Origin of the sequence: Paenibacillus sp. FSL H7-0350 (genome assembly GCF_038593195.1) — a bacterium.
Lineage (GTDB): Bacteria > Bacillota > Bacilli > Paenibacillales > Paenibacillaceae > Paenibacillus_AQ.
On sequence record NZ_CP151972.1, the window covers coordinates 5,829,212 to 5,848,818 of the forward strand.

The window sequence follows — 19,607 nt, forward strand, 5'->3', positions numbered from 1 at the left end:
ATGGCAGTTCAGTTCATTGATTTAAGTGTGCCGATGGAGCAGAATCCGGGCGAGCTGGCCCCGTACGGGTTCGAGCAGACCGGCCATCAGGAGGGGGCAGACCGCTTCGCCCGCCAATTCAACGGGAGCCGGAAGGACTTTCCGGGCGAAGAGTTCCTGAACATGGAGATGATCACCGCATCCACGCATACCGGGACCCACTTCGATGCCCCCCTGCACTTCGGCTCCATGAGCGAGGGAGAACCGGCAGCGTCCATTGACGAGGTCCCGCTGGAATGGTGCTTTGGCGACGGGGTGGTGCTGGATTTCACCCATAAGCAAGCAGGAGAATCCATCGGGCAGCAGGATATTGAACAGGCGCTTGAGCGGATCGGGTATACACTGAAGCCGCTGGATATTGTGCTGATTCGTACAGGTGCGGACCGGCACTGGGGAACCCCCCGGTATCTCACGGATTATCCGGGCATGAGCAGGGAGGCTACAGCATTCCTGACCGGGCAAGGCATCAGGCTGATGGGCATCGACAGCTACGGGTTCGACCGTCCGTTCAAGCATATGATCAGCGATTATAAGCGGACCGGCGACAACGCCTATCTGTTCCCCGCTCACTTCTGGGGCAGAGAACAGACGTATTGCCATATGGAGCGCCTGGCGAATCTGGACCGGATTCCGGTGGCATACGGGTTCAAGGTCGCTTGCTTTCCGATCAAGATCAGGCAGGCCGGTGCGGCCTGGGTAAGGGTAGTAGCCATTATTGAGTAGTACATCACAAGTTAAGTGAAACGAGTCACATACCAATCACATAATCCAAGAGGAGGAATTAGGGATGAATTATGAATTTGAGCTTAAGGTTACGGGTGTTAAGGGGCATTGCCGGGCAGGGCATAAGGAAGGGGATATCATGAAGGTCTCCCCGTTGAACGCAGGGAATCTGTGTGGAACGGCGTTTCATGCGGTCTTTCCGATGCTGCTGGCGCTGAACATGGATGCGAAGCTGCCGTGGGACCCGGAAGGCAACATTGTACATTCGGCCTGCCCGGATCTGCGCAACCAGATGACGATGGAGATCCGCCGCATTCCGGTGGAGCCGTCCGAAGATTCCCCATATGCGGGCCGGATGCTGCAATCCAAATGAAGGGGGAACGCTCCATATGACCAGAGCGAAGCAATATGTTGAATTGTTCAAGGAGAGAGATTCGATCTGTGTCTCGCATTATCCTGTACCTGTCTCTCAGCACGAAGAGTCTGAAGTAAGGTCGCTGATGGAGCTGAATCAGGTGAATACCAAGGATACACCGGTAGCGCTGTATCTGCATATTCCCTTTTGCGATGCCACCTGCTCGTTCTGCCCGTTCAACCGTTATCTGAAGCGGCAGGATCAGGTGGACCGCTACCTGGCCGCTGTCCGGCAGGAGATGGACAGCTATGCAGCTACGCCGTTTGGCAGCAGCATTACGGTCTCGTCCATTAATCTCGGCGGCGGAACTCCCTCCTGCCTGTCCTCGGAAGAGCTGACCGGTGTCCTGCAATACATCAAGCAGGCCTTCCGCGTGGAAGAGGACGCCATGATCTTCATCGAAGGCAACCCGCGGAATTTCACGGCAGACAAGCTGGAGGCCTTGGCTTTGCAGGGCCTCAACCGGATCAGCGTGGGGGTGCAGACCTTTCAGGAAGAGCTGGCCGAAGTGCTGGGGCTGTATCACAGTGTCGAGGATTCATTCGCGTTAGTTAAGAATGCGCGTAACAGCGGCATTGAGAATGTCGGCATTGACCTGATGTACAATCTGCCGGGCCAGACGCTGGATCAATGGCGGGCGGATATCCTCACCTCCATCGAGCAGGAGATTGACCATATCTGCGTGATTTCCTTCTGTGTTGTCCCGCATACGCAGATTGCCTCGCGTATAGCGGAAGGGAAGATCCCGGGCATCGGGGATGTCTACCGGGAGATCGAGCTGTATACCATCGCCAAGGAGATGCTGCTGGAAGCCGGGTATGAGCAGTACAGCGTCATCGATTTCGCCAAGCCGGGCAAGACGGACCGGCACGCCACCCTGTACTTCTCGGAGCAGTCGCATATGATCGGGATCGGCGCGGCCGCTTTTGGCATCATCAACGGCTATATGTATATCAACAGCGGCAATCTGAATGAATATATGACCCGCGTGCAGGACGGGCTGCTGCCGGTCAATTGCGGGGAGAAGGCGGATGAGCGGGAGCTGGCGCACGGGGCCATGGCTAAGGGGCTGCGGATGCTGTCCGTTAACCGTGCCGGGTTCGTGAAGATGTTCGGGCAGGAGCCGGAGGAGCTGTTCCCGGAGACGATCGAACGTCTGGTGCAGGACGGGCTGCTGATTCAGGATGCGGAAGGGATTCGGCTGACTGAGGACGGCATTATATGGGGCAACAATGTGAGCAAGCAATTTTTCTCCGCAAAATATGCGGATTACGGGCTTCAGCACCGGATGAAGCTGGCCAAGGGACGCCCGGTGCAGTCGGTACAATCGGTACAGTCGGTACAATCATAAGGAGGGTATAGCTGATGAGCGATATGTTGATGAGAGTTAATCCGCAGGTGGGGAACGCTTTTGAGAGCATGTGCAAGTCGATTGAGGACACGGGGACGCTTGACCCCAAGGTGCGGGAATTGATCCGGCTGGCTTGCGTGGTTACAGACCGTTCTGCCTACGGCATCCGGCTGCATGCAATGAAGGCTTATGAGTTGGGGGCGAGCGCGGAGGAAGTGACAGAGACGGTGATGAATTGTCTGCCTGTGGCAGGTATTGAGGCGGTCTCTTCCGGTCTGGCTGCGGCCTTGTCGGCAGTGGAAGCTAAGCGGGGTGTTCATCATGTCGGTTAAGACCACGGCCTACGAACGCTTCTACAACGTCTATCCTCATAGAGATCCAATCTGTGTGTCCCACTATCCGAACCCTGTGACCGAGGTTGCCCCCGCTGATATCTATGGAACGATGGGCCTTGGCGGCCAGCCTCCGGCGGATAATGTGGGCGCAGTCTATGTGCATGTTCCCTTCTGCGCGTCCGTCTGCATCTTCTGCCCCTTCAACAAGATGGCCTATCAGGAAAAGCAGGTGGAGCAGTACATGGAGGCCGTCAAGGCCGAAATCGGCATCTATGCCTCTTCTCCGTATGGTTCGCAGTCCACGATCAGTGCGGTGACGTTCGGGGGCGGTACGCCTTCGGCTCTGTCGGCTGAACGGATGGTGGAGATGCTGAAGAGCGTCCAGGCGAGTTACCGGGTGACGCCGGATGCGCAGATCTCTTTTGAAGGCAGCCCGGCCACCTTGACGCTGGAAAAAATGCAGGCCATCCGCGCCCAGGGGGCGAACCGGATCAGCATCGGCATCCAGACCTTCAACGACAAGATGGGGCATCATCTGCGGATGAGCCATGATTCCCGGCGGGCCTTTGAGGTGCTGGAGGAAGCGAAGGAAGCAGGCTTCGAGAATATTGGGATCGATCTGATGTACAACCTGCCCGAGCAGACCATGGAGGAGTGGCTGGAGGATGTCCGCACGGCGGTGCGGCTCGGCATCGACCATATCACGGTATTTTCACTGTGTGTAGTACCCTTTACTGCCCTGTTCAAAATGATCAAGGAAGGCAAGATTCCGCCTACCGGCAGCGTCGAGCTGGAAGTGGATATGTATCTGGAAGCCAAGCGGCTGCTCCAGGAAGAAGGCTATGTCCAGTACAGCGTGTGGGATTTCGCCAAGCCGGGCTTCGAGGACCGGCATGTTGTCTTGTACTATACCCAGCAGAAGGATCTGTTCGCGCACGGTCCGGCGGCCTTCGGGTACGTCAACAAGCTGATGTATATCAACCAGGGGGATATCCAGGAGTACAGCGACCGGCTCCAGCAGCAGTTCCTGTCCGTCTTCATTGCCAGTCAGGCAGATGATCTGGAAGCGATGCACGGGATGATGGCCAAGGGTCTGCGGATGCTCTCAGTGAAGCGGAAGGATTTCGCTGGAATGTTTGGATATCAGCCGGAAGAGGTCTTCGGTCAGACGATCGATGATCTGGTAGCCAAAGGCCTGCTGGAAACGGATGAGCATGAGATCCGCCTGTCGGACAGAGGGATTGTCTGGGGCAACAACGTCTGCAAGGAATTCTTCTCGGAAGCGAACCAGCAGACCTTCGAGAGCCGTGTGAAGCTGGCACGCGGACAAAAGCCGGCTGAGGCTGCCGGAGAGGAGCTGAAGGGATGAAGCTGTCTGTCGGCACGAACTTTGATGACCGGTTGCCCATCCTGCTGAAGGATTCGCATGTGGATGTCTTCTATGGCAAGCTATCTTCTGATCTGGTGGGCGGCGGAAGACCGACCTTTGCGCTGCCCACGATAGACCGGGCGAGGGTGGAGGAGCATGTCAAGCTCCTGCATGCCTATGGGTTCAAGTTCAATTATCTGCTGAATGCGACCTGTCTGGATAACCTGGAGACTACCAAGGATTTCCATTACCGCCTGCGCGAGCTGCTGGAATGGATCGGCACCCTGCAGCCGGAATATGTGACCGTATCCCTCCCGATGCTGATTGATATGGTGCGCACCGCGCTGCCGGATGTGAAGATCAGCCTGTCCACCTTCGCCAATGTGAATACGCTGCGGCAGGCACAGTATTTCGAGGAAAAAGGCGTCAGCGAGATTACTCTGCCCGAGAGCCGGAACCGCGACTTCGCCTTCCTGGAGAGCCTGCGCAAGAATACCCGTTGTGACTATCAGCTCATTGCGACCAATGACTGTATGCTGGATTGCCCCATGCGCCACAATCATGCGAACTTCCAGAGTCATGCCTCGCAGTGCAATCATGTAACGGAGGGCTTCGCGCTGGATTATTATATGCTGCGCTGTACGGAGCGTAAGCTCCAGCACCCTGAGGAGCTACTGAAGTCGCAGTGGATTCGCCCGGAAGACATGTATGTCTATGAGGAGCTGGGCTATCACAAGTTCAAGCTGACCGAGCGGATGAAGACCACGGAGAAGATTGCGGCTACCGCGCAGTCCTATTCGCAGCGGAAGTATCAGGGGAACCTGCTGAGCCTGCTTAATTCGCGGATGGCAGAGGCTGACTTCGAAATGCCCAACTTCTCGAAGAATATCAAGGAGGAGTTCGCTCCGTCCGAGAAAATGAGACAGGTCTACCGCCTGCTGTTCAGCTTCCAGGCCAGCATCGACAACGAGAGCCTGGAAGGCTTCCTGGAGGGCTTCCGCTCGAAGCGCTGCGACCGGATGGACTGTGACAAGTGCGGCTACTGTGCCGAATGGGCCAGCCGGACGGTGTCCATGGCGAAGCCCGGGGACGAGGCGCTGAAGGAATTCGAGCAGCTGTTCGCGGCGCTGGCTTCAGGAAGCTTCTTCGATTCGGCGGCCGGAGGAATGAAGGTGGCCTGGAGCGCGGAAGGCGAGGGTCTTCTGGAAGCTGTCATTGGGCGCAAGCCCGAGTTCATCCGCGATATGGCCGGGCCTGAGATCCGTAAGAAGGCTGAGGAGCTGGCAACGGCGCGCGGAAGTGCCCAGGTCTTAAGGCAGGATGTCGCCAAAGCGAACGTACTGTGTACCCCGGCAGACTTCCGGATGTTCGCGCTCAGCGATCTGCGGTCGCTGGGCTTCGATACGGCTGAGCTGGACTTAGAGGAGGCGGCCGGATGAAGAAGATCATCGGGCTCGCCGGGTCCATGAAGAAGCGCCACAGCTCCAGTGAATACCTGCTCTCTGTTGCGCTTGAAGCCGCAGCGGAGCAGGGGGTGCAGACGGAGCTGCTGCGGCTGAATGATTACAACATTCTGCCCTGTGACGGCTGCGGCAATTGCATGAACGGCAAGCACTGCCACCTGCTGAAGGACCCGGAGGACCAGTTGACGGAGCTGTACGACAAGCTGAAGGAGGCGGACGGCTTCGTCTTCGCCTCTCCGGTCTATGCGCTCTCGCTTCCGGCCGTCTGGAAGAACTGGATCGACCGCTGCGAGCCTTGCAGCGACGAGGATCTGGACTTCGAGTACTACAATTATGACCGGGTAGCCGGGGTGAAGGGCAAGGCGTTCAAGGGTAAGGTCGCCGGACAGATTGTTGTCGCAGCGGGACCGGGGCATGAATGGGCGCTGGCCTCGCTGATGCCCTGCTTCACGGCGATCAAGCTGTCGATGATTGCCAGCGCAGGCATCAGCCTGATTGAATATGACGGGCAGCCTGGCATCCGCAAGCGCTCCTGGAGCAAGCCGATTGAAGAAGCGGAGGAGGCGAAGATGATGGCCCGGGCAGTCGGGATGCGGGTGGCCTCCTCCCTGGGCTTCTCTTACTTCGACCTTCCCGGGCAGTCGGGAGGGGTGCAGGTGAACGGTGATCCGGGGGAGAGCCACGGGCAGGGGCAAGGGCTGGCGAGCCTGGAGCAAAGCGAAGTCTGGTCTGCCTTCACTGTACAGGACGTCCGGGATGGGGAGGTTACGCTCGGTGAACTCGCTTCGATTCAGCCAAGGATCTTCGTCATTGGCGATCAGCAGGCCAGCCTCCGCTGCGGGCCGCTGCTGGAGCAGCTGAAGCGGCAGTTCGGCGGGACCGCAGATTGTGCGCTGATTGCAAGAGTGGGGCAGCTGCCCCACTTCATCACTCATGAATTCGTGAAGGAGAAGACAGGCCAGACTGTTCCCGGCTTCACGCTGTACTATGACTGGGAGGATAAGCTGGCCTCGCGCTGCACCCTGGCGCCCGGACAGCCGGCCATTCTGGTAGGCAGAAGCCCCGGGGAGTGGTGGTTGTTTGCAGTGGATGAAGCAGACGGCCGGGATATAGACCGGGTCGTGGACTATCTGGAGGAAGCTGTCGTATGAGCGGCCCGGCCGGGAAGTTCAAGGGAGGATACAAATTACATGTTGAAGACTAAAGGGATACCTTTACATCACACTGTTCAGGGTACCGGAGAAGCCGTGCTGTGCCTGCACGGTAACCGCGACTCTTCGCTTGTCTTCCGGGATTTGGCCATGGCGCTTGCGCCTCATTATCAGGTGCTGTGCGCGGACTTGCGTGCACACGGCCAGTCGGAATACGACGGTCCGGCCTTCACCCTGGAGGATATGGTCGATGATATTCTCAGGCTGCTGGATGAGCAGGGGCTGAAGCAGGTCTCGATCATCGGGCATTCCCTGGGCAGTACGCTTGCTCTGCTGCTCTCCGCACGTGAGCCGGACCGGGTGAAGAAGCTGGTATTGATGGGGGCCGCCGCCACCTTCGCGGTTCCGTTCAAGCGGCCGGAGCATGGGGAAGAGATCACGCCGGATGCTGTGCGGCAGACGAATGCGGCGGCGGTTCCGTATTTTTTCACCGAGGGGCATGAAGCAGTTCAGCAGCAGATTCTGGAGGGCTGGTCCCGGCTGCCTGCCGCGACCCACCGTCTGATGATTCAGATCAAGCATCCCGATCTCCGGCCGGTCCTGCAGGGCATCCGTCAGAGATCGCTTATTATTACCGGGGAAGCGGACCGGATTACGCCGCTGCACAAGGCGCTGGAGCTGAACCGGTATTTGCCGGACTCCCGGATGCATACGGTTCCAGGCGCCGGACACTTTATGTTTCTTGAGGCGGGCGGGGATGTAGCTGCTGCCACGCTCACTTTTCTTAAGGGGGAGTGAGCATGGGCAGAGTGCTGCTGATCTCGGCGAATACGGAGAAGCGGCCGCCTGTATTCCCGCTGGGTCTTAGCTATATTCATGCCAGTCTTGTCGCTTCCGGCTGGGAAGCAGGCATGCTGGACATGACCCAGCTGGAGTATAACCGGGAGACCGTTACGGATTACCTCAATGCCTATATGCCGGATTATGTCGGTCTATCCATCCGCAACCTCGATAACTGCTGCATGCAGTACCCCCGGAGCTTCGTGGACCAGGTCTGTGCGTTGGTCGATTGGGTCCGGGGATGGAACTGTACCGCCCGCATTATTCTGGGAGGGGCGGGCTTCTCGCTTCTGCCCCGGCAGTGGCTGCAGGAGACAGGAGCCGATTACGGCATTGTCGGAGACGGCTGTGACAGTATCGTGGAGCTGCTGGGCCAGCTGGAAGCGGGGCAGGTGCCGTCCGCAGTGAGCGGGCTGATGTTCAGAACAAGGGCCGGGGAATGGAATTACTGGTCGCCATATGCACCGGAGCAGCTGGATCAGGAGTATTTCCCGAGCCGCAGCGGATTTCTGCACAGCTATGATGTAGAGCGGAAGGTCCGCCATAATGTATTGACCAAAAGGGGCTGTGCGCTAAGCTGCACCTATTGTGCTTACCCGTCACTGGAGGGCCGGGCCGTCCGCCTGCGGTCGCCGAAGGGGGTTGCCGATGAGATTGAGCAGATGGTTGTGCAGTATGACATCGGTGCTTTTGATTTCGTGGACAGTGTGTTCAACTATCCGCTCGAGCATGCCGAAGAGATCTGCCGGGAGCTGATCGGGCGGACGTTGCCGTTGTCCTGGGGCTGCTTCCTGAATCCGCGGTTCTTCACGGCAGAATTCGCCGGGCTGCTTAAAGGGGCTGGGTGTACGGAGGTGGAGTTCGGGATTGATTCAGGCAGCGATGTCTGTCTCAGGTCGTTCAAGAAAAACTTCCGGCAGGCCGAGATCCGGACGGTGGTCCAGCTCTGCCGTGATCAGGAGCTGGACTTCAGCTTCTGTCTGCTGATCGGAGGGCCGGAGGAGACGCCGGAGACCCTGCACGAGACGCTGGATCTGATGGAGGAGCTTGCGGTGCAGCGCATCTTCGGCTTGTTCGGCATCCGTATTCTGCCGTCCACCGATATGTATAGCTATGTGGGTTCGCCGGAGCCGGATGATCTGCTGCATCCGAAGTTCTTCATGTCCCCGCAGCTGAGTCTGGAGCAGGCGAACCGCATCTGCGCCCCGTACCGGGAGCGTAACCCGGACTGGATGTTCATTTGAAGGAAGACAGGGTGGAGTGAATCATGAGAATACTGGTAGTGTCTACGAATACCCTGCTCCGGCCGATGCCGGTTCTTCCTGTCGGCGCGGGGATGGTCTACTCGGCCCTCACGGCTGCCGGATTTAGCACCCGTTTTCTGGATCTGGCTTTTGTGGCTGAGCCGCTGGAGGCGCTTCGCGAGGAGCTGCGGGTCACCGGAGCGGATCTGATCTGCCTCTCGGTGCGCAACATCGATAACCAGGTGATTCAGCAGCCGGAGAGCTATCTTGCTTTTATACAGGAAGTCATGCAGGTATGCCGTACTTGCAGTTCAGCCAAGGTACTGCTTGGCGGGGCTGCGATGCTGGTGATGCCAGGCGAGCTGGTGAAGGAGCTGGGGGCGGACTACGGAATCAAGGGGAGCGGAGGCGAAGCGGAAGCAGTGCGGCTGGCCTGTGAGATGGAACAGGGGCAGGCCCCGGAGACAGGTACGGTACGTCATGCAGATCCTGCCTATCATCCGGTGTACAGCCGTATTCCCCCGAAGTCGCTGTTCGCTCCGCAGTATTTTATCCCCAATCCCCGCATCAAAAAAGCCTCGATGGGCTATCAGGCCTCCAGAGGCTGCAGCCGGCACTGCATCTATTGCTCGGAGGGCTACATGAATCCCGGTGCCTGCCGGATTCCTGCGGAGCAGTTCAGCGAAGATATGAAGATTCTGGAGAACGGCTATCAGGTGCATAACATCACTTTTGTAGACGGGGTGTTCAATCATGAGGTGGAGGAGACGGTGGAGTTCTGCAGGCTGATCGGCCGCACAAGCCCCTCGCTGGAATGGAGCTGCGCTCTGACTCCGGCCCATATTACTGAGGAGCTGATCCGCTCGCTGAAGGAGACCGGCTGCCGCTTCGTAGACATCGGGGCCGACTCGGGTTCGCGGCAGATGCTCCGGCAGATGGGCAAGCAGTTCACCCCGGAGCAGCTGATTGAGCTGGGACGCCTGCTGGAGCACTATCAGCTTCCCTATTCGGTATCGCTGCTGTTCGGCGGGCCGGGAGAGAATGCGGATACGGTACAGGAGACAGTACAGATGGTCAATCAGATGAACCCTGTGTATATTCTGGCCAGCCAAGGCATCCGTGTCTACCCTCACACCGCACTATACCATATTGCTCTACAGGAGCAGGTGATCCGGGCTGAGGATAACTTGCTTTTTCCAGCCTACTATCAGTCCAAGAATTATAGTGCTGACCTGCTAACCGGTGCTCTGTCAGCTTCACGCCATATTTATAAGGATATGCTTATGAATTCAATTGGAGGAAGGACTTGATAGAATGAACAAGCCTGTGTATCCGTTCCGGGAGATCGGGATCGGACATTATCCTATGGGGAACACTCCGGTGTCACCGGAGGACAGCAAGCGCCTGCCGTCCCTTATGAACCTGAATCAAGCTGCGGCAAGCTCCAAGCTGGCCTATGTACATATTCCGTTCTGCGATTCCATCTGCCCGTTCTGCCCGTACCCCAAGGCGTTCAACGAGCAGGGAGCCCGCCAGGAATATCTGACTGCGCTGTTCCGCGAGCTGGAGATGTACGGGGAGACGCCGCAGATCCGCAATTGCTCGGTGGAGGCGCTCTACATCGGCGGCGGGACGCCCAGTGTACTGGACGAGGAAGAGATCACCGCTCTATTCGAGCAGCTCCAGGCCACGCTTCCCCTGCACAGCGTTGAGGAAATCACGTTCGAAGGCAATCCCGCCTCGTTCACCGCTGCCAAGCTGAAGCTGCTTCAGGCGCTTGGGGTGAACCGGATCAGTCTCGGGGTGCAGACCTTCAACGATGAGCTGGGCAGACGCCTTGGGCTGCTTCAGACCGGTGAGGATTCCCTGCGCAGTATTCAGGATTCCAGAGCAGCCGGGATCACCAATGTCAGCCTGGACCTGATGTACAATCTGCCGGGCCAGACGATGGAGGAATGGCTGGAGGATCTGGCGAAGGTAGTAGAGCTGGACATTGGCCATGTCACACTATTTCCGCTGAAGATCATCCCCGGCTTCGGTCTGGCTAAGCGCATTGCCAGCGGCGAGCTTCCGGCCTGCGGCGGTCTTGAGCTGGAACAGCAGATGTATGTGGAGGCTTGCCGTTATCTGGAGTCGCAGGGCTATTCGGTGGAATCGACGTATGATTTCGTACGGCCGGGAGGCCATCATGTGTATAGCCGCAAGCATTTCGACGATTACCTGGACCTGCTCTCGGTGGGGCTGGGGGCGTTCGGCGATGTGGGCGGCTATGCCTACCAGAATGTGAAATTACTCCCTGAATATGTGAAAAAAGTTACATCCGGCGACCTCCCCATTGCTTTAGGCTACGAAGTGAAGGCAGAGGATCTGCCCAACCAGTTCCTGGCGATGGGCCTGCGCCGTACAGCGGTTGACCGCCAGCAGTTCCGCCGCAAATTCGGCGTTTTCCCGGAGGAGCATTTCCCGGAGCTGTTCGATAAGTTCGTGAAGGAAGGGCTGGTGGAGATCCGCGAGGACACGATTGCGCTGACGCGTTTCCACGGGCTGTTCTGGGGCAACAATGTATGTAAGGAGTTCTGTGAGGAGCAGATCAAGATGGCTTTTCCAAAATAATGGAGGGGTACTGGAATGAACAGTAAAATGAGCAAAAACGTCTTCTACGGCGATCTTCAGGAGGCCGGGAAGTATGCGGAGCTGGAGCAGCGCCTGATGGGCGAGTCGAACCTGCCGGGGCCGCGGGCCAATCTGGGGGCGGCTTCCGCCTTCGCGGACGCCTTCGCGTCCGACTGGGTGACGGATGAAGCGTGGGAGCTGGTGGTGGCATGGAGCGTCAAGACGGAGGCGGAAGCGCCGACCGACGATGCCCGCGAGTTCCTGCCGTTCTGCGCGCTCCAGGCGATGGGCAGCTATTACCGCTATGCGGAGCCTGCCCGTCGGGAGATCATTCTGGAGCGTTGCCGGGCGGCGATGAATGACGCCCGCTGGCGGATGCGCGAGGCGGCAGCGATGGCGCTGCAGCGCATCGGGGAGCAGGACTTCAGCGCGCTCCGCGCACTGTTCGACGGAATGAAAAGCACGGCTAACGCGCTGGAGCAGCGGGCCTTCGTCGCCGCCCTGGCCCACCCGCCGATGCTGAAGGAGCAGGCCAATGTCTTGTATGCGCTGGAGCTGTCCGAGGAGATTCTTGACCAGATTGCCGCCAGACAGACCCGCTACGGTGCGGAAGAGTTCCGCGTGCTCTCGAAGGGTCTGGAATACGCACTTAGCGTCTTCGTCGAGCGTGCGCCCGAAGCGGGCTTTAAGATGCTGGCCAAATTCGCAGTGACCGATGACAAGCGCATGCAGAAGATCGTGAAGTCCAACCTCGGCAAAGCCCGCCTGGCCAAAAAATTCAGCCAGGATGTGGAGCGCATTCAGGTGTTGATGAATGCTTGATGGGGGATGGGAGGGCGATTGAGGACCTTCGAGTGCCCAATCTGCTCCTTAACGGACCTGAAGGCCCTTATTTTCAAGAAAAGGTACCTTTTTGCCGGTCTGCGGACTGGATGCAATTAGAATAAAAAGTGGACGCCACGTTAAGAGACACTGGATAATAGGCTTAACGAAGGAAGGTGTCCAATGTGGGGGAACGACGGCAACGATACAATGAAGAATTTAAGAAGCAGACGGTGAAATATGTGCAGGAGCAGACCAAGAGTATAGGGGATATCTGTGAGGAGCTGAATATCCCCAAGAGTACAATTCACCAATGGATCTCTCAGTACCGCCAATTCGAGCAGGAGGCCATTCACCATCCGGAGAAAATGCGTCAGATTGAACAGACGCTTAAGGATGCCGAAGCGGAGAATCACCGCAAAGAACGTGAAATCGAGGACCTGAAAGAAGAACTGGCCATTCTAAAAAAGGCGCTGCACATCTTCAGCAAAGAAAAGAACTAAGGTTCCAGTTTATCGAAGATCACCGCTCGGATTTTCGATTGGAGAAGATGTGCAAGGTCCTAAAGGTATCCCGAAGCGGGTACTACAAATGGCGTGCGGCAGAGCAGCCGGTACGCCTCGAGCGAAAAGAGAAGCTGATTCAGCGTATTCGGTGGTATCACCAGGATTCAGGGGGCACCTACGGCAGCCCAAGGATTCATCGGGAACTCCAAAAGGAGGGCTGGAAGGTCTCCGAGCGTACCGTCGGCCTGTTCATGCGCGAGCAAGGGATACGTTCGTGTATGGCCCGTAAATATCGGGTCACGACCACGGATTCGAATCACAATCTGCCGATCGCGCCCAATGAACTGAAGCAAGACTTTTCGGCCACAAGGCCAAATGAAAAATGGGTGGCCGATATTACGTACATTCCATGTCGCCAAGGCAAACTCTATTTGGCGAGTATTCTGGACCTGTATACGAAACAGATTGTGGGGTGGAAGCTCAGTGACCGGATGACCACAGATCTGGTTCTAGACGCCCTCAAGCAGGCCTACAAGGCGAAAAAGCCTGGGAAGGACCTGATACACCACTCCGACCGAGGATCTCAGTATGCCTCCAAGGATTACCGGAAACAGCTCCAAACCTATCGTATGAAAGCGAGTATGAGCCGCAGGGGCAACTGCTACGATAATGCTTGTATAGAAGCGTTCCACAGCATTCTGAAGCGCGAGTTGATTTACAGTCATCCAAAGTTTAAAACCATGGAAGAGGCATACCAAAAGCTATACTGGTATTTGGAGTTGTTTTACAACCGTAAGCGTTCCAACAGTACTCTGGGATACATGTCGCCAGTGCGTTTTGAGCAACTTTACTACCAGACAGTCGTTTAATTGGGCGTCCACTTTATTGACAGAAGAGCAGGAGTGCGCTTATTGCCTCTCTGCGAACCCTCTCAGGCGAATAACCTGCAAATAAGGGCCCTGGAGTCCGCGACAGCTGATAAAGTTGGATTTCTCGCAGAATAAGGGCCCTGCAGTCCGCTGGGGAGAGTGGGAGAAAGCACTATGCTGAGGGCATAGCCAAGTAGAGGTAACAGAGATAGCCGGCCTGCATACTTAAGTATGCGGTCCGGCTTATTTGCAATGTGTTGGATACTCCAGCCGATACTGTTTAAATTCGTTGTATTGGGAAAGGAGGCGTGGATTATGAACAATAAATCTCTTGTAACCGGTGCATCTTTAGGCTTGTGTTTTGGTGTGGTATTTGGTGCAGCTCTCCATAGTATTCCACTAGGCATTACTTTCGGGATTATCTTTGGGGTTGTCTTCTCCATGACGGTAAAACCTAAAGCTAAAGATGAATGATTGTCTCCTGCGTGGGGCTGTAACAGCCCCTCTTTTTGTATGCTTTCATATAGGATTTTCACTTCAAAAGGGGGTTGCTCCAGCATGGAGCCCGTTTGGACTAAGCAGTGGTAGATCCTGATTCTCGATGCTCTCTGTGATAAGATAGGTTAAAAACCGTAGAGGATAGGATGTCATGAAATCATTAAAGCAGTTCATTGTTTTCGGATCATGTCTATTTTAATGTTATTGCCAAGTTAGCGGCTGCAATCTAAACGATTGAAAGTAATTGAGCTGTAAACACTAAATGATATGGGTGAGGAGAAATGACAAATGATTCAGTCCATTGTACATATTGCTCTGGTCGTAAACGATTATGATGAGGCCATTGAATTTTATACAAAAAAGTTGAATTTCACAGTAGTAGAAGATACATATCAGCCGGAGCAGGATAAACGGTGGGTGGTGATTTCGCCTCCTGGCTCAGTTGGGACTACGATCTTGCTTGCCAAGGCGTCCATACCTGAACAAGAGCAATTTGTCGGTAATCAAACGGGTGGGCGGGTATTTCTGTTCCTGAACACGGATGACTTTTGGAGAGATTATAAGGATATGGTCTCTAAGGACATTGAATTTGTTAGAGAGCCCCAAGATCAATCGTACGGAAAAGTAGCTGTCTTTAAAGATTTATACGGGAATTTATGGGACCTGCTGGAGTTGAATCAGAATCATCCGATTGCTAAACGTGTTAGGTGATATCTCATGAATTTAAAACGAATGATTATAGAAATTGCAGTCCTGTTTAATATCGACTCGGCTTCAAAATGAAACTTGATTCCTTACTGTATTTCTTCCAAATCTGATGAGTGAGGAGATTGAAAATGACTGAACAAACAGTTTGCACGGCAAACGGGGATTGAGATTTTGGCTGTAATACAAACAGCTTTAGATACACTGGATAAGGTGAAACGGGTGGTTAAAATTCAGGGCTTTGTTAATGCGGTAGCCAGTTTTGAAGAGCATCATAAAGTGCTAAATGGGTGTTCTGATCTGATGCTGGATGTTTTCGGAGAAAAAGGTATCCATGCCCGTTCAGTCTTTGGAAGCTGTTTCGGTTAGGTTGCGTAGTATACATGAAGAATACGTAAATAATTAGTGAATAATTAGAACTAACTGATGATTTTCAGGATATAGAATTATGGAGAATACTTGCTGTAAAGACAGCTCAAGAATTATTGAAGAAGTACAAGAAACATCTTATTGTTCCTATGACAATATATAAAGCTGTACATTTCGAGTACATTTACAACGGTTTTAAAAGTATGGATCGAGAAGTTTTTCATTTTTGTCTCTTGGCATCCGAAAACACAATTAAAAAACGTATTGAAAAACGCGGGAACACTTATGATGCTTGGTACCAACAGCATACAAAAGCAGGTGTAGCTACATTTAATGAGAGTAGATTTCAAGAACATATAGAAACTGACCATAGAGAAACTGAAGAAATCATTGAAATAATTTTAAGAAAAACTTCAGGATCAATGTATAAGCTGCCGCTACAACATACCTAATGCTACAAGTCGTATGAATTAAGCACTGGCGTGACCTCCAGGCACAAGCTTCTCACAGTCTTCATGACAAGATTGTCCCCGTCAAAAACAACATTGGATATACTGAGGGTCACTTCATCTTGTGTCTCTGACGTCACAGCTGAGCCAGCCGCGCTGCTTGCAACTCTATTCGCTAACACAGACCTGGAGCCAGTGAGGCCTCTGGGAGAGGCCTGCCAGGAAGTACCTTAGCCTGCATAAACAGAAAGCCCGCCCCCTGCAACCGTCATACCTAAGGTGAGCATCAATGTTATTACTGTTTTTATAGAATAATACCGAGAAGCTATTTCGTGACATGAATTCACAACGTATGTCTTAATGGGGGTCAGCAATATGAAGCTTTGGCCGATGAAATTCATTTCAGTTCTAACTTGTTTTGCATTGACGGTATGCGGATGTGCTGGCATGAAAAGCAAGGGCACGGAGCATGTTACGGCAAGTGATTTCATTATTCCCTTGAACGTTAGCGAAGTGTTGAAGCGTCCAGAGACTGGGGTTATTGAATATTTTCAAAACCGTCGTGAAGATTTTGATATTCTAGGCGGTTATCTGTTAGAGAATGAAAAAGTGTTCCAGACTCGGCCTGTCATACTTCAACAAGATTATTCCATCGAGAACATCCAAGACCCTGAAATTCAACAAATCGCTCAAACATTGTTTCAAGAAGGTGTTGTAAAAAGGATATCCTCCTTAAATGATGACCCTAGTAAAAGTATTGACTTTTTGTGTAATGCCGAAGACAACTTGTATCAGCAAGGCATAACCTATATCAGCCTACCAGAGATGGCCAAAGGCGATCCTTCGAAATTCAGCTATGTCAATGACTATAAGAATCTGGGCGGTGGATGGTACTATTATGTCTTCCATTATGACAAACTTAAAAATGAAGATGAATTTCGGAATCTAGCTTGGGCCCAAATCTCTGAAAAGGAAAGAAGCACCTTAACCACGCCGAAAGAGAAAGCCAAAGTGATTCTAGAGTCTGGAAAAAACGTTGGCTATTGGATGGATGACAGAAAGTTAGATGTTGTTGTATCCGTTCAATTTGATACGGAAATGAACGGCCTACTGGGACCGATTACAATGTTTTTTGATCCAATGACCAAAGATTTGATCGGGGGCAATCCGCGTTTCTAACAGGCTGGAGTAAAATACGAACCCCGTTTTTATTTAAATCCCTTCCCCAACTCGGTGTACCCGCAGCAGGTTAGTGGTTCCCGCGCAGCCTACAGGGACACCGGCGGTAATGAGCACCAAGTCGCCATTTTGTACGTATCCAGCAGACCTCGCCAGTTCAACGGCGGCTTCTACGGCTGCATCAGTGCTGGAAGCAGACTCGTCGCGGAGCAGAGGAATTACACCCCAGGTCAAAGAAAGGGCATGTAGCACGCTCTCCTTAGTGGATACGGCGATGACTGGTGCAGCGGGCTTGTGCTTGGCGATCATCCGGGCAGTAAAGCCGCTTTCAGTTAGGGCGAGAATAGCCCTGGCGGAGAGCGTGAGGGCAGTGCGGACAACAGATTCGCCGATGGCACCTGTTACGTTGATGGCAGTTTCATTACCCATGCAGTTACAGCGGCCATAGCTCCCCAGGACGGACTCAGCGCGGGCGGCGATGCGGGCCATGGTCTCGACGGACTCCAGCGGGTACTTACCTGCGGCAGATTCACCTGACAGCATGACAGAATCGGTGCCATCAAAGATAGCGTTGGCGACGTCACTTGCTTCTGCACGGGTCGGACGCGGGTTCATCTGCATGGACTCCAGCATGTGAGTGGCGGTGATAACCGGTTTTCCGGCCAGATTACACTTCTTGATCATGTCTTTTTGAACCAGCGGCACCTCCTCCACCGGCAAGTCCACGCCCAGATCTCCGCGGGCAACCATTAGTCCGTCGGCTACGCTCAGGATGGCATCCAGGTTCTCCAGGCCCTCGTCATTTTCAATTTTGGCGATGATTTGGATATGGTCGGCCTTGTGTTTACTCAGAATATGTTTAATCTCAAGAATATCTGCAGCTTTGCGGACAAACGATTGAGCGATGATGTCGATATTCTGCTCAACGCCGAACTTGATGTGCAGGATGTCCTTCTCAGTTACACCGGGAAGACTGGTTTTGATGCCGGGAACGTTGACACCCTTGCGCGGCTTCAGCTTGCCGCCGTTCTTGACGAGGCAGGTGATCTCGGTGCCTTCGGACTTTACGACTTCCAAACGCAATAGACCATCATCAATCAGGATACTGCTGCCGGGCTTCACATCTTGGGGTAACTGCTTATAGGTGACTTGGATGCGGTTCTTCGTGCCGAGCACTTCCTCTGTGGTCAGAACCACTGTTCCCCCTGGTACCAATTCCACGTAGTCCGAGGCCATTTTGCCGATACGAATTTCCGGACCTTTGATGTCAAGCAGGACGGCCACATATTGGTTTAGCTCCTTGGCTGCTTCCCGGATGTGGCGGATGCGCTCTGCGTGCTCCTCCAGCTCACCGTGAGCTAAGTTCAGGCGGGCGACATTCATACCTGCTTGGATCAGCTTACGGAGCATTTCGGGGCTTTCGCTGGAGGGGCCGATGGTACAGACGATTTTAGTTTTGCTCATGAAATTCTCTCCTTCATCGATAAATTATTTTACCTTGTGAAAATTTTCCCTTATCCTTACAATAAAGCATAATGATTCATCAGAAAAATATATATAATTTCGTTCTTCATTAATTTTGATGTAGGAGGCAGGTCATCTTATGAATCTTCATGCCCTTAAAATATTTCACACCATCTCTGAAAAAGGCGGAGTCACCCGCGCTGCGGAGGAATTGCGGATTAGTCAGCCTGCGGTTACGGCCCAGGTACGCAATCTGGAGAAGGAATTAGGCATACAACTGTTAGCCCCCAAGGGGCGTGGTATCTTAGTGACCGATGCGGGTCAGATGCTGGCCAGTCATGCCAAACGATTGTTTGCATTGGAGCGTGAGCTGGATGAGGCAGTCCGTGAATACAAGGCCGGGTTCAGCGGTATCCTGCGGATTGTCGCCACCTATCTGCCTGCTAATCTCCTGCTGCCGGAATGGCTGGCACGCTACAAGCAGGAGCATCCTTCCGTGGAGGTGGTCTTGAATACTGCGAATTCCCGGGAAGCGGTGGAGGGGCTACTACATTACGATGCCGAGGTAGCCGTATACGGAGGCGGCTGGGAGGAGCAACCGGGTATTGAATGGGAGGAGCTTCTGGAGGATGAGCTCTGGTTCATCGTCCCGAAAAACCATCCATACGGAGGAAAGGAAATTACTTTAGCGGAAATGATGAAGGTTCCCTTCATTCTGCGTGAAGAAGGAAGTTCAACCCGGGAGCGTCTCTTCTCTTTATGTCGGGCTTTGAACGTCAGTCCTCCCAAGGTCGGTCTACAATTTAATGGGGTGAACGAGATGGTTCGGGCCGTCATCGCGGGCTATGGAGCCATCTTCATCTCCTCCCTGGCGGTAAGGGACAATGTGGAGCGCGGGGAAGTGGAGCGTGTGATGGTTAACGGCACTTCGCTGCTAAATCCGATTGCCGTCTGTACCCGGAAACAGGAGGCATTGTCGCCAGCGGCAGCAGCATTTCTCTCACTGGTCCGGGAGCAGTCGAAAGGGTGGGCAAGGAATTAACTTTTCGATGGGGCAAATCACACCCTTGTCATTGGTCGATACAGTGTTGAGAGGTTTAGGATTGTGCAGAATTTGGTAGGAGAGGTACAATAAAAACAAGAATCGGCGCGAATGCCAAGCTCCCATGAAATCCCCGGGTCCTTTTCAAGAATTGAAATGGG

21 protein-coding genes are annotated in these 19,607 nt (G+C 54.1%); 20 read left to right on the forward strand and 1 reads right to left on the reverse strand.

Annotated elements, in window-relative coordinates; all coding sequences use genetic code 11:
* The 19 genes from NYE24_RS26370 to NYE24_RS26460 all read left to right on the forward strand — a co-directional run bounded on the left by NYE24_RS26370 (window position 1) and on the right by NYE24_RS26460 (window position 16,940).
* Entirely contained in the window at window positions 1-762 is a 762-nt protein-coding gene (locus NYE24_RS26370) for a cyclase family protein (RefSeq protein ID WP_342477048.1), read from the forward strand.
* Window positions 763-826: 64 nt separating this feature from the next.
* Window positions 827-1,135 (forward strand): TIGR04076 family protein, encoded by a 309-nt coding sequence (locus NYE24_RS26375; protein ID WP_036697299.1) that lies wholly within the window; start codon window positions 827-829, stop codon window positions 1,133-1,135.
* 16 nt (window positions 1,136-1,151) lie between these two features.
* Complete coding sequence (gene hemW, locus NYE24_RS26380; RefSeq protein WP_036697298.1) at window positions 1,152-2,528, forward strand: radical SAM family heme chaperone HemW; 1,377 nt, start codon at window positions 1,152-1,154, stop codon at window positions 2,526-2,528.
* Between the two features lie 14 nt (window positions 2,529-2,542).
* Window positions 2,543-2,860, forward strand: coding sequence for a carboxymuconolactone decarboxylase family protein (locus NYE24_RS26385; protein ID WP_051493801.1), 318 nt, complete (start codon window positions 2,543-2,545; stop codon window positions 2,858-2,860).
* Window positions 2,850-4,232 carry a radical SAM family heme chaperone HemW gene (gene hemW, locus NYE24_RS26390; protein WP_342477049.1) on the forward strand — a complete coding sequence of 461 codons (1,383 nt, stop codon included), beginning with the start codon at window positions 2,850-2,852 and terminating at the stop codon, window positions 4,230-4,232. The genes NYE24_RS26385 and hemW (NYE24_RS26390) overlap by 11 nt, the downstream gene beginning before the upstream one ends.
* Entirely contained in the window at window positions 4,229-5,671 is a 1,443-nt protein-coding gene (locus NYE24_RS26395; RefSeq protein WP_076161957.1) for a U32 family peptidase, read from the forward strand. The genes hemW (NYE24_RS26390) and NYE24_RS26395 overlap by 4 nt, the downstream gene beginning before the upstream one ends.
* Window positions 5,668-6,846 carry a flavodoxin family protein gene (locus NYE24_RS26400; protein ID WP_342477050.1) on the forward strand — a complete coding sequence of 393 codons (1,179 nt, stop codon included), beginning with the start codon at window positions 5,668-5,670 and terminating at the stop codon, window positions 6,844-6,846. Before NYE24_RS26395 ends, NYE24_RS26400 begins: the two co-directional genes overlap by 4 nt.
* A 39-nt stretch (window positions 6,847-6,885) precedes the next feature.
* Window positions 6,886-7,644 (forward strand): alpha/beta hydrolase, encoded by a 759-nt coding sequence (locus NYE24_RS26405; protein ID WP_341029083.1) that lies wholly within the window; start codon window positions 6,886-6,888, stop codon window positions 7,642-7,644.
* 2 nt (window positions 7,645-7,646) lie between these two features.
* Window positions 7,647-8,930 (forward strand): radical SAM protein, encoded by a 1,284-nt coding sequence (locus tag NYE24_RS26410; RefSeq protein ID WP_341029085.1) that lies wholly within the window; start codon window positions 7,647-7,649, stop codon window positions 8,928-8,930.
* 23 nt (window positions 8,931-8,953) lie between these two features.
* Complete coding sequence (locus tag NYE24_RS26415; RefSeq protein WP_342477051.1) at window positions 8,954-10,240, forward strand: radical SAM protein; 1,287 nt, start codon at window positions 8,954-8,956, stop codon at window positions 10,238-10,240.
* A gap of 4 nt (window positions 10,241-10,244) precedes the next feature.
* Window positions 10,245-11,543, forward strand: coding sequence for a radical SAM family heme chaperone HemW (gene hemW / locus NYE24_RS26420; RefSeq protein WP_036697281.1), 1,299 nt, complete (start codon window positions 10,245-10,247; stop codon window positions 11,541-11,543).
* A gap of 15 nt (window positions 11,544-11,558) precedes the next feature.
* The gene (locus NYE24_RS26425) at window positions 11,559-12,365 is read left to right on the forward strand and encodes a hypothetical protein (RefSeq protein ID WP_342477052.1); all 807 of its coding nucleotides are present in this window, start codon (window positions 11,559-11,561) and stop codon (window positions 12,363-12,365) included.
* Between the two features lie 185 nt (window positions 12,366-12,550).
* Entirely contained in the window at window positions 12,551-12,868 is a 318-nt protein-coding gene (locus NYE24_RS26430; protein WP_342477004.1) for a transposase, read from the forward strand.
* Window positions 12,869-12,879: 11 nt separating this feature from the next.
* Complete coding sequence (locus NYE24_RS26435) at window positions 12,880-13,740, forward strand: IS3 family transposase (RefSeq protein WP_342479201.1); 861 nt, start codon at window positions 12,880-12,882, stop codon at window positions 13,738-13,740.
* A 315-nt stretch (window positions 13,741-14,055) separates the two neighbouring features.
* Complete coding sequence (locus NYE24_RS26440) at window positions 14,056-14,214, forward strand: hypothetical protein (RefSeq protein WP_179090535.1); 159 nt, start codon at window positions 14,056-14,058, stop codon at window positions 14,212-14,214.
* 312 nt (window positions 14,215-14,526) lie between these two features.
* Window positions 14,527-14,949 carry a VOC family protein gene (locus NYE24_RS26445; RefSeq protein ID WP_342477053.1) on the forward strand — a complete coding sequence of 141 codons (423 nt, stop codon included), beginning with the start codon at window positions 14,527-14,529 and terminating at the stop codon, window positions 14,947-14,949.
* 168 nt (window positions 14,950-15,117) lie between these two features.
* Window positions 15,118-15,312 (forward strand): RidA family protein, encoded by a 195-nt coding sequence (locus tag NYE24_RS26450; RefSeq protein ID WP_256708042.1) that lies wholly within the window; start codon window positions 15,118-15,120, stop codon window positions 15,310-15,312.
* A gap of 149 nt (window positions 15,313-15,461) precedes the next feature.
* The gene (locus NYE24_RS26455) at window positions 15,462-15,764 is read left to right on the forward strand and encodes a hypothetical protein (RefSeq protein WP_342477054.1); all 303 of its coding nucleotides are present in this window, start codon (window positions 15,462-15,464) and stop codon (window positions 15,762-15,764) included.
* Between the two features lie 372 nt (window positions 15,765-16,136).
* A complete protein-coding gene (locus NYE24_RS26460; protein ID WP_342477055.1) occupies window positions 16,137-16,940 on the forward strand; it encodes a hypothetical protein in 804 nt (267 codons plus the stop codon).
* A 33-nt stretch (window positions 16,941-16,973) separates the two neighbouring features.
* Here the strand turns inward: NYE24_RS26460 and pyk are convergent, their stop codons facing one another.
* Entirely contained in the window at window positions 16,974-18,404 is a 1,431-nt protein-coding gene (pyk, locus tag NYE24_RS26465) for a pyruvate kinase (RefSeq protein ID WP_342477056.1), read from the reverse strand.
* A gap of 139 nt (window positions 18,405-18,543) precedes the next feature.
* On the opposite strand from pyk, the gene NYE24_RS26470 reads away from it, so the two are divergent.
* Window positions 18,544-19,446 (forward strand): LysR family transcriptional regulator, encoded by a 903-nt coding sequence (locus tag NYE24_RS26470; protein ID WP_036697271.1) that lies wholly within the window; start codon window positions 18,544-18,546, stop codon window positions 19,444-19,446.
* Window positions 19,447-19,607 lie beyond the last annotated feature (161 nt).

What these genes read in the sequence shown, in the direction of transcription:
- NYE24_RS26400 (WP_342477050.1), top strand. Translation starts at nt 5,668, where the DNA reads ATGAAGAAGATCATCGGGCTCGCCGGGTCCATGAAGAAGCGCCACAGC.
- NYE24_RS26425 (WP_342477052.1), top strand. Translation starts at nt 11,559, where the DNA reads ATGAACAGTAAAATGAGCAAAAACGTCTTCTACGGCGATCTTCAGGAG.
- hemW (WP_342477049.1), top strand. Translation starts at nt 2,850, where the DNA reads ATGTCGGTTAAGACCACGGCCTACGAACGCTTCTACAACGTCTATCCT.
- hemW (WP_036697281.1), top strand. Translation starts at nt 10,245, where the DNA reads ATGAACAAGCCTGTGTATCCGTTCCGGGAGATCGGGATCGGACATTAT.
- NYE24_RS26445 (WP_342477053.1), top strand. Translation starts at nt 14,527, where the DNA reads ATGATTCAGTCCATTGTACATATTGCTCTGGTCGTAAACGATTATGAT.
- NYE24_RS26440 (WP_179090535.1), top strand. Translation starts at nt 14,056, where the DNA reads ATGAACAATAAATCTCTTGTAACCGGTGCATCTTTAGGCTTGTGTTTT.
- NYE24_RS26385 (WP_051493801.1), top strand. Translation starts at nt 2,543, where the DNA reads ATGAGCGATATGTTGATGAGAGTTAATCCGCAGGTGGGGAACGCTTTT.
- NYE24_RS26375 (WP_036697299.1), top strand. Translation starts at nt 827, where the DNA reads ATGAATTATGAATTTGAGCTTAAGGTTACGGGTGTTAAGGGGCATTGC.
- NYE24_RS26405 (WP_341029083.1), top strand. Translation starts at nt 6,886, where the DNA reads ATGTTGAAGACTAAAGGGATACCTTTACATCACACTGTTCAGGGTACC.
- NYE24_RS26455 (WP_342477054.1), top strand. Translation starts at nt 15,462, where the DNA reads ATGACAATATATAAAGCTGTACATTTCGAGTACATTTACAACGGTTTT.
- NYE24_RS26460 (WP_342477055.1), top strand. Translation starts at nt 16,137, where the DNA reads ATGAAGCTTTGGCCGATGAAATTCATTTCAGTTCTAACTTGTTTTGCA.
- pyk (WP_342477056.1), bottom strand. Translation starts at nt 18,404, where the DNA reads ATGAGCAAAACTAAAATCGTCTGTACCATCGGCCCCTCCAGCGAAAGC.
- NYE24_RS26370 (WP_342477048.1), top strand. Translation starts at nt 1, where the DNA reads ATGGCAGTTCAGTTCATTGATTTAAGTGTGCCGATGGAGCAGAATCCG.
- NYE24_RS26395 (WP_076161957.1), top strand. Translation starts at nt 4,229, where the DNA reads ATGAAGCTGTCTGTCGGCACGAACTTTGATGACCGGTTGCCCATCCTG.
- NYE24_RS26410 (WP_341029085.1), top strand. Translation starts at nt 7,647, where the DNA reads ATGGGCAGAGTGCTGCTGATCTCGGCGAATACGGAGAAGCGGCCGCCT.
- NYE24_RS26415 (WP_342477051.1), top strand. Translation starts at nt 8,954, where the DNA reads ATGAGAATACTGGTAGTGTCTACGAATACCCTGCTCCGGCCGATGCCG.
- hemW (WP_036697298.1), top strand. Translation starts at nt 1,152, where the DNA reads ATGACCAGAGCGAAGCAATATGTTGAATTGTTCAAGGAGAGAGATTCG.
- NYE24_RS26470 (WP_036697271.1), top strand. Translation starts at nt 18,544, where the DNA reads ATGAATCTTCATGCCCTTAAAATATTTCACACCATCTCTGAAAAAGGC.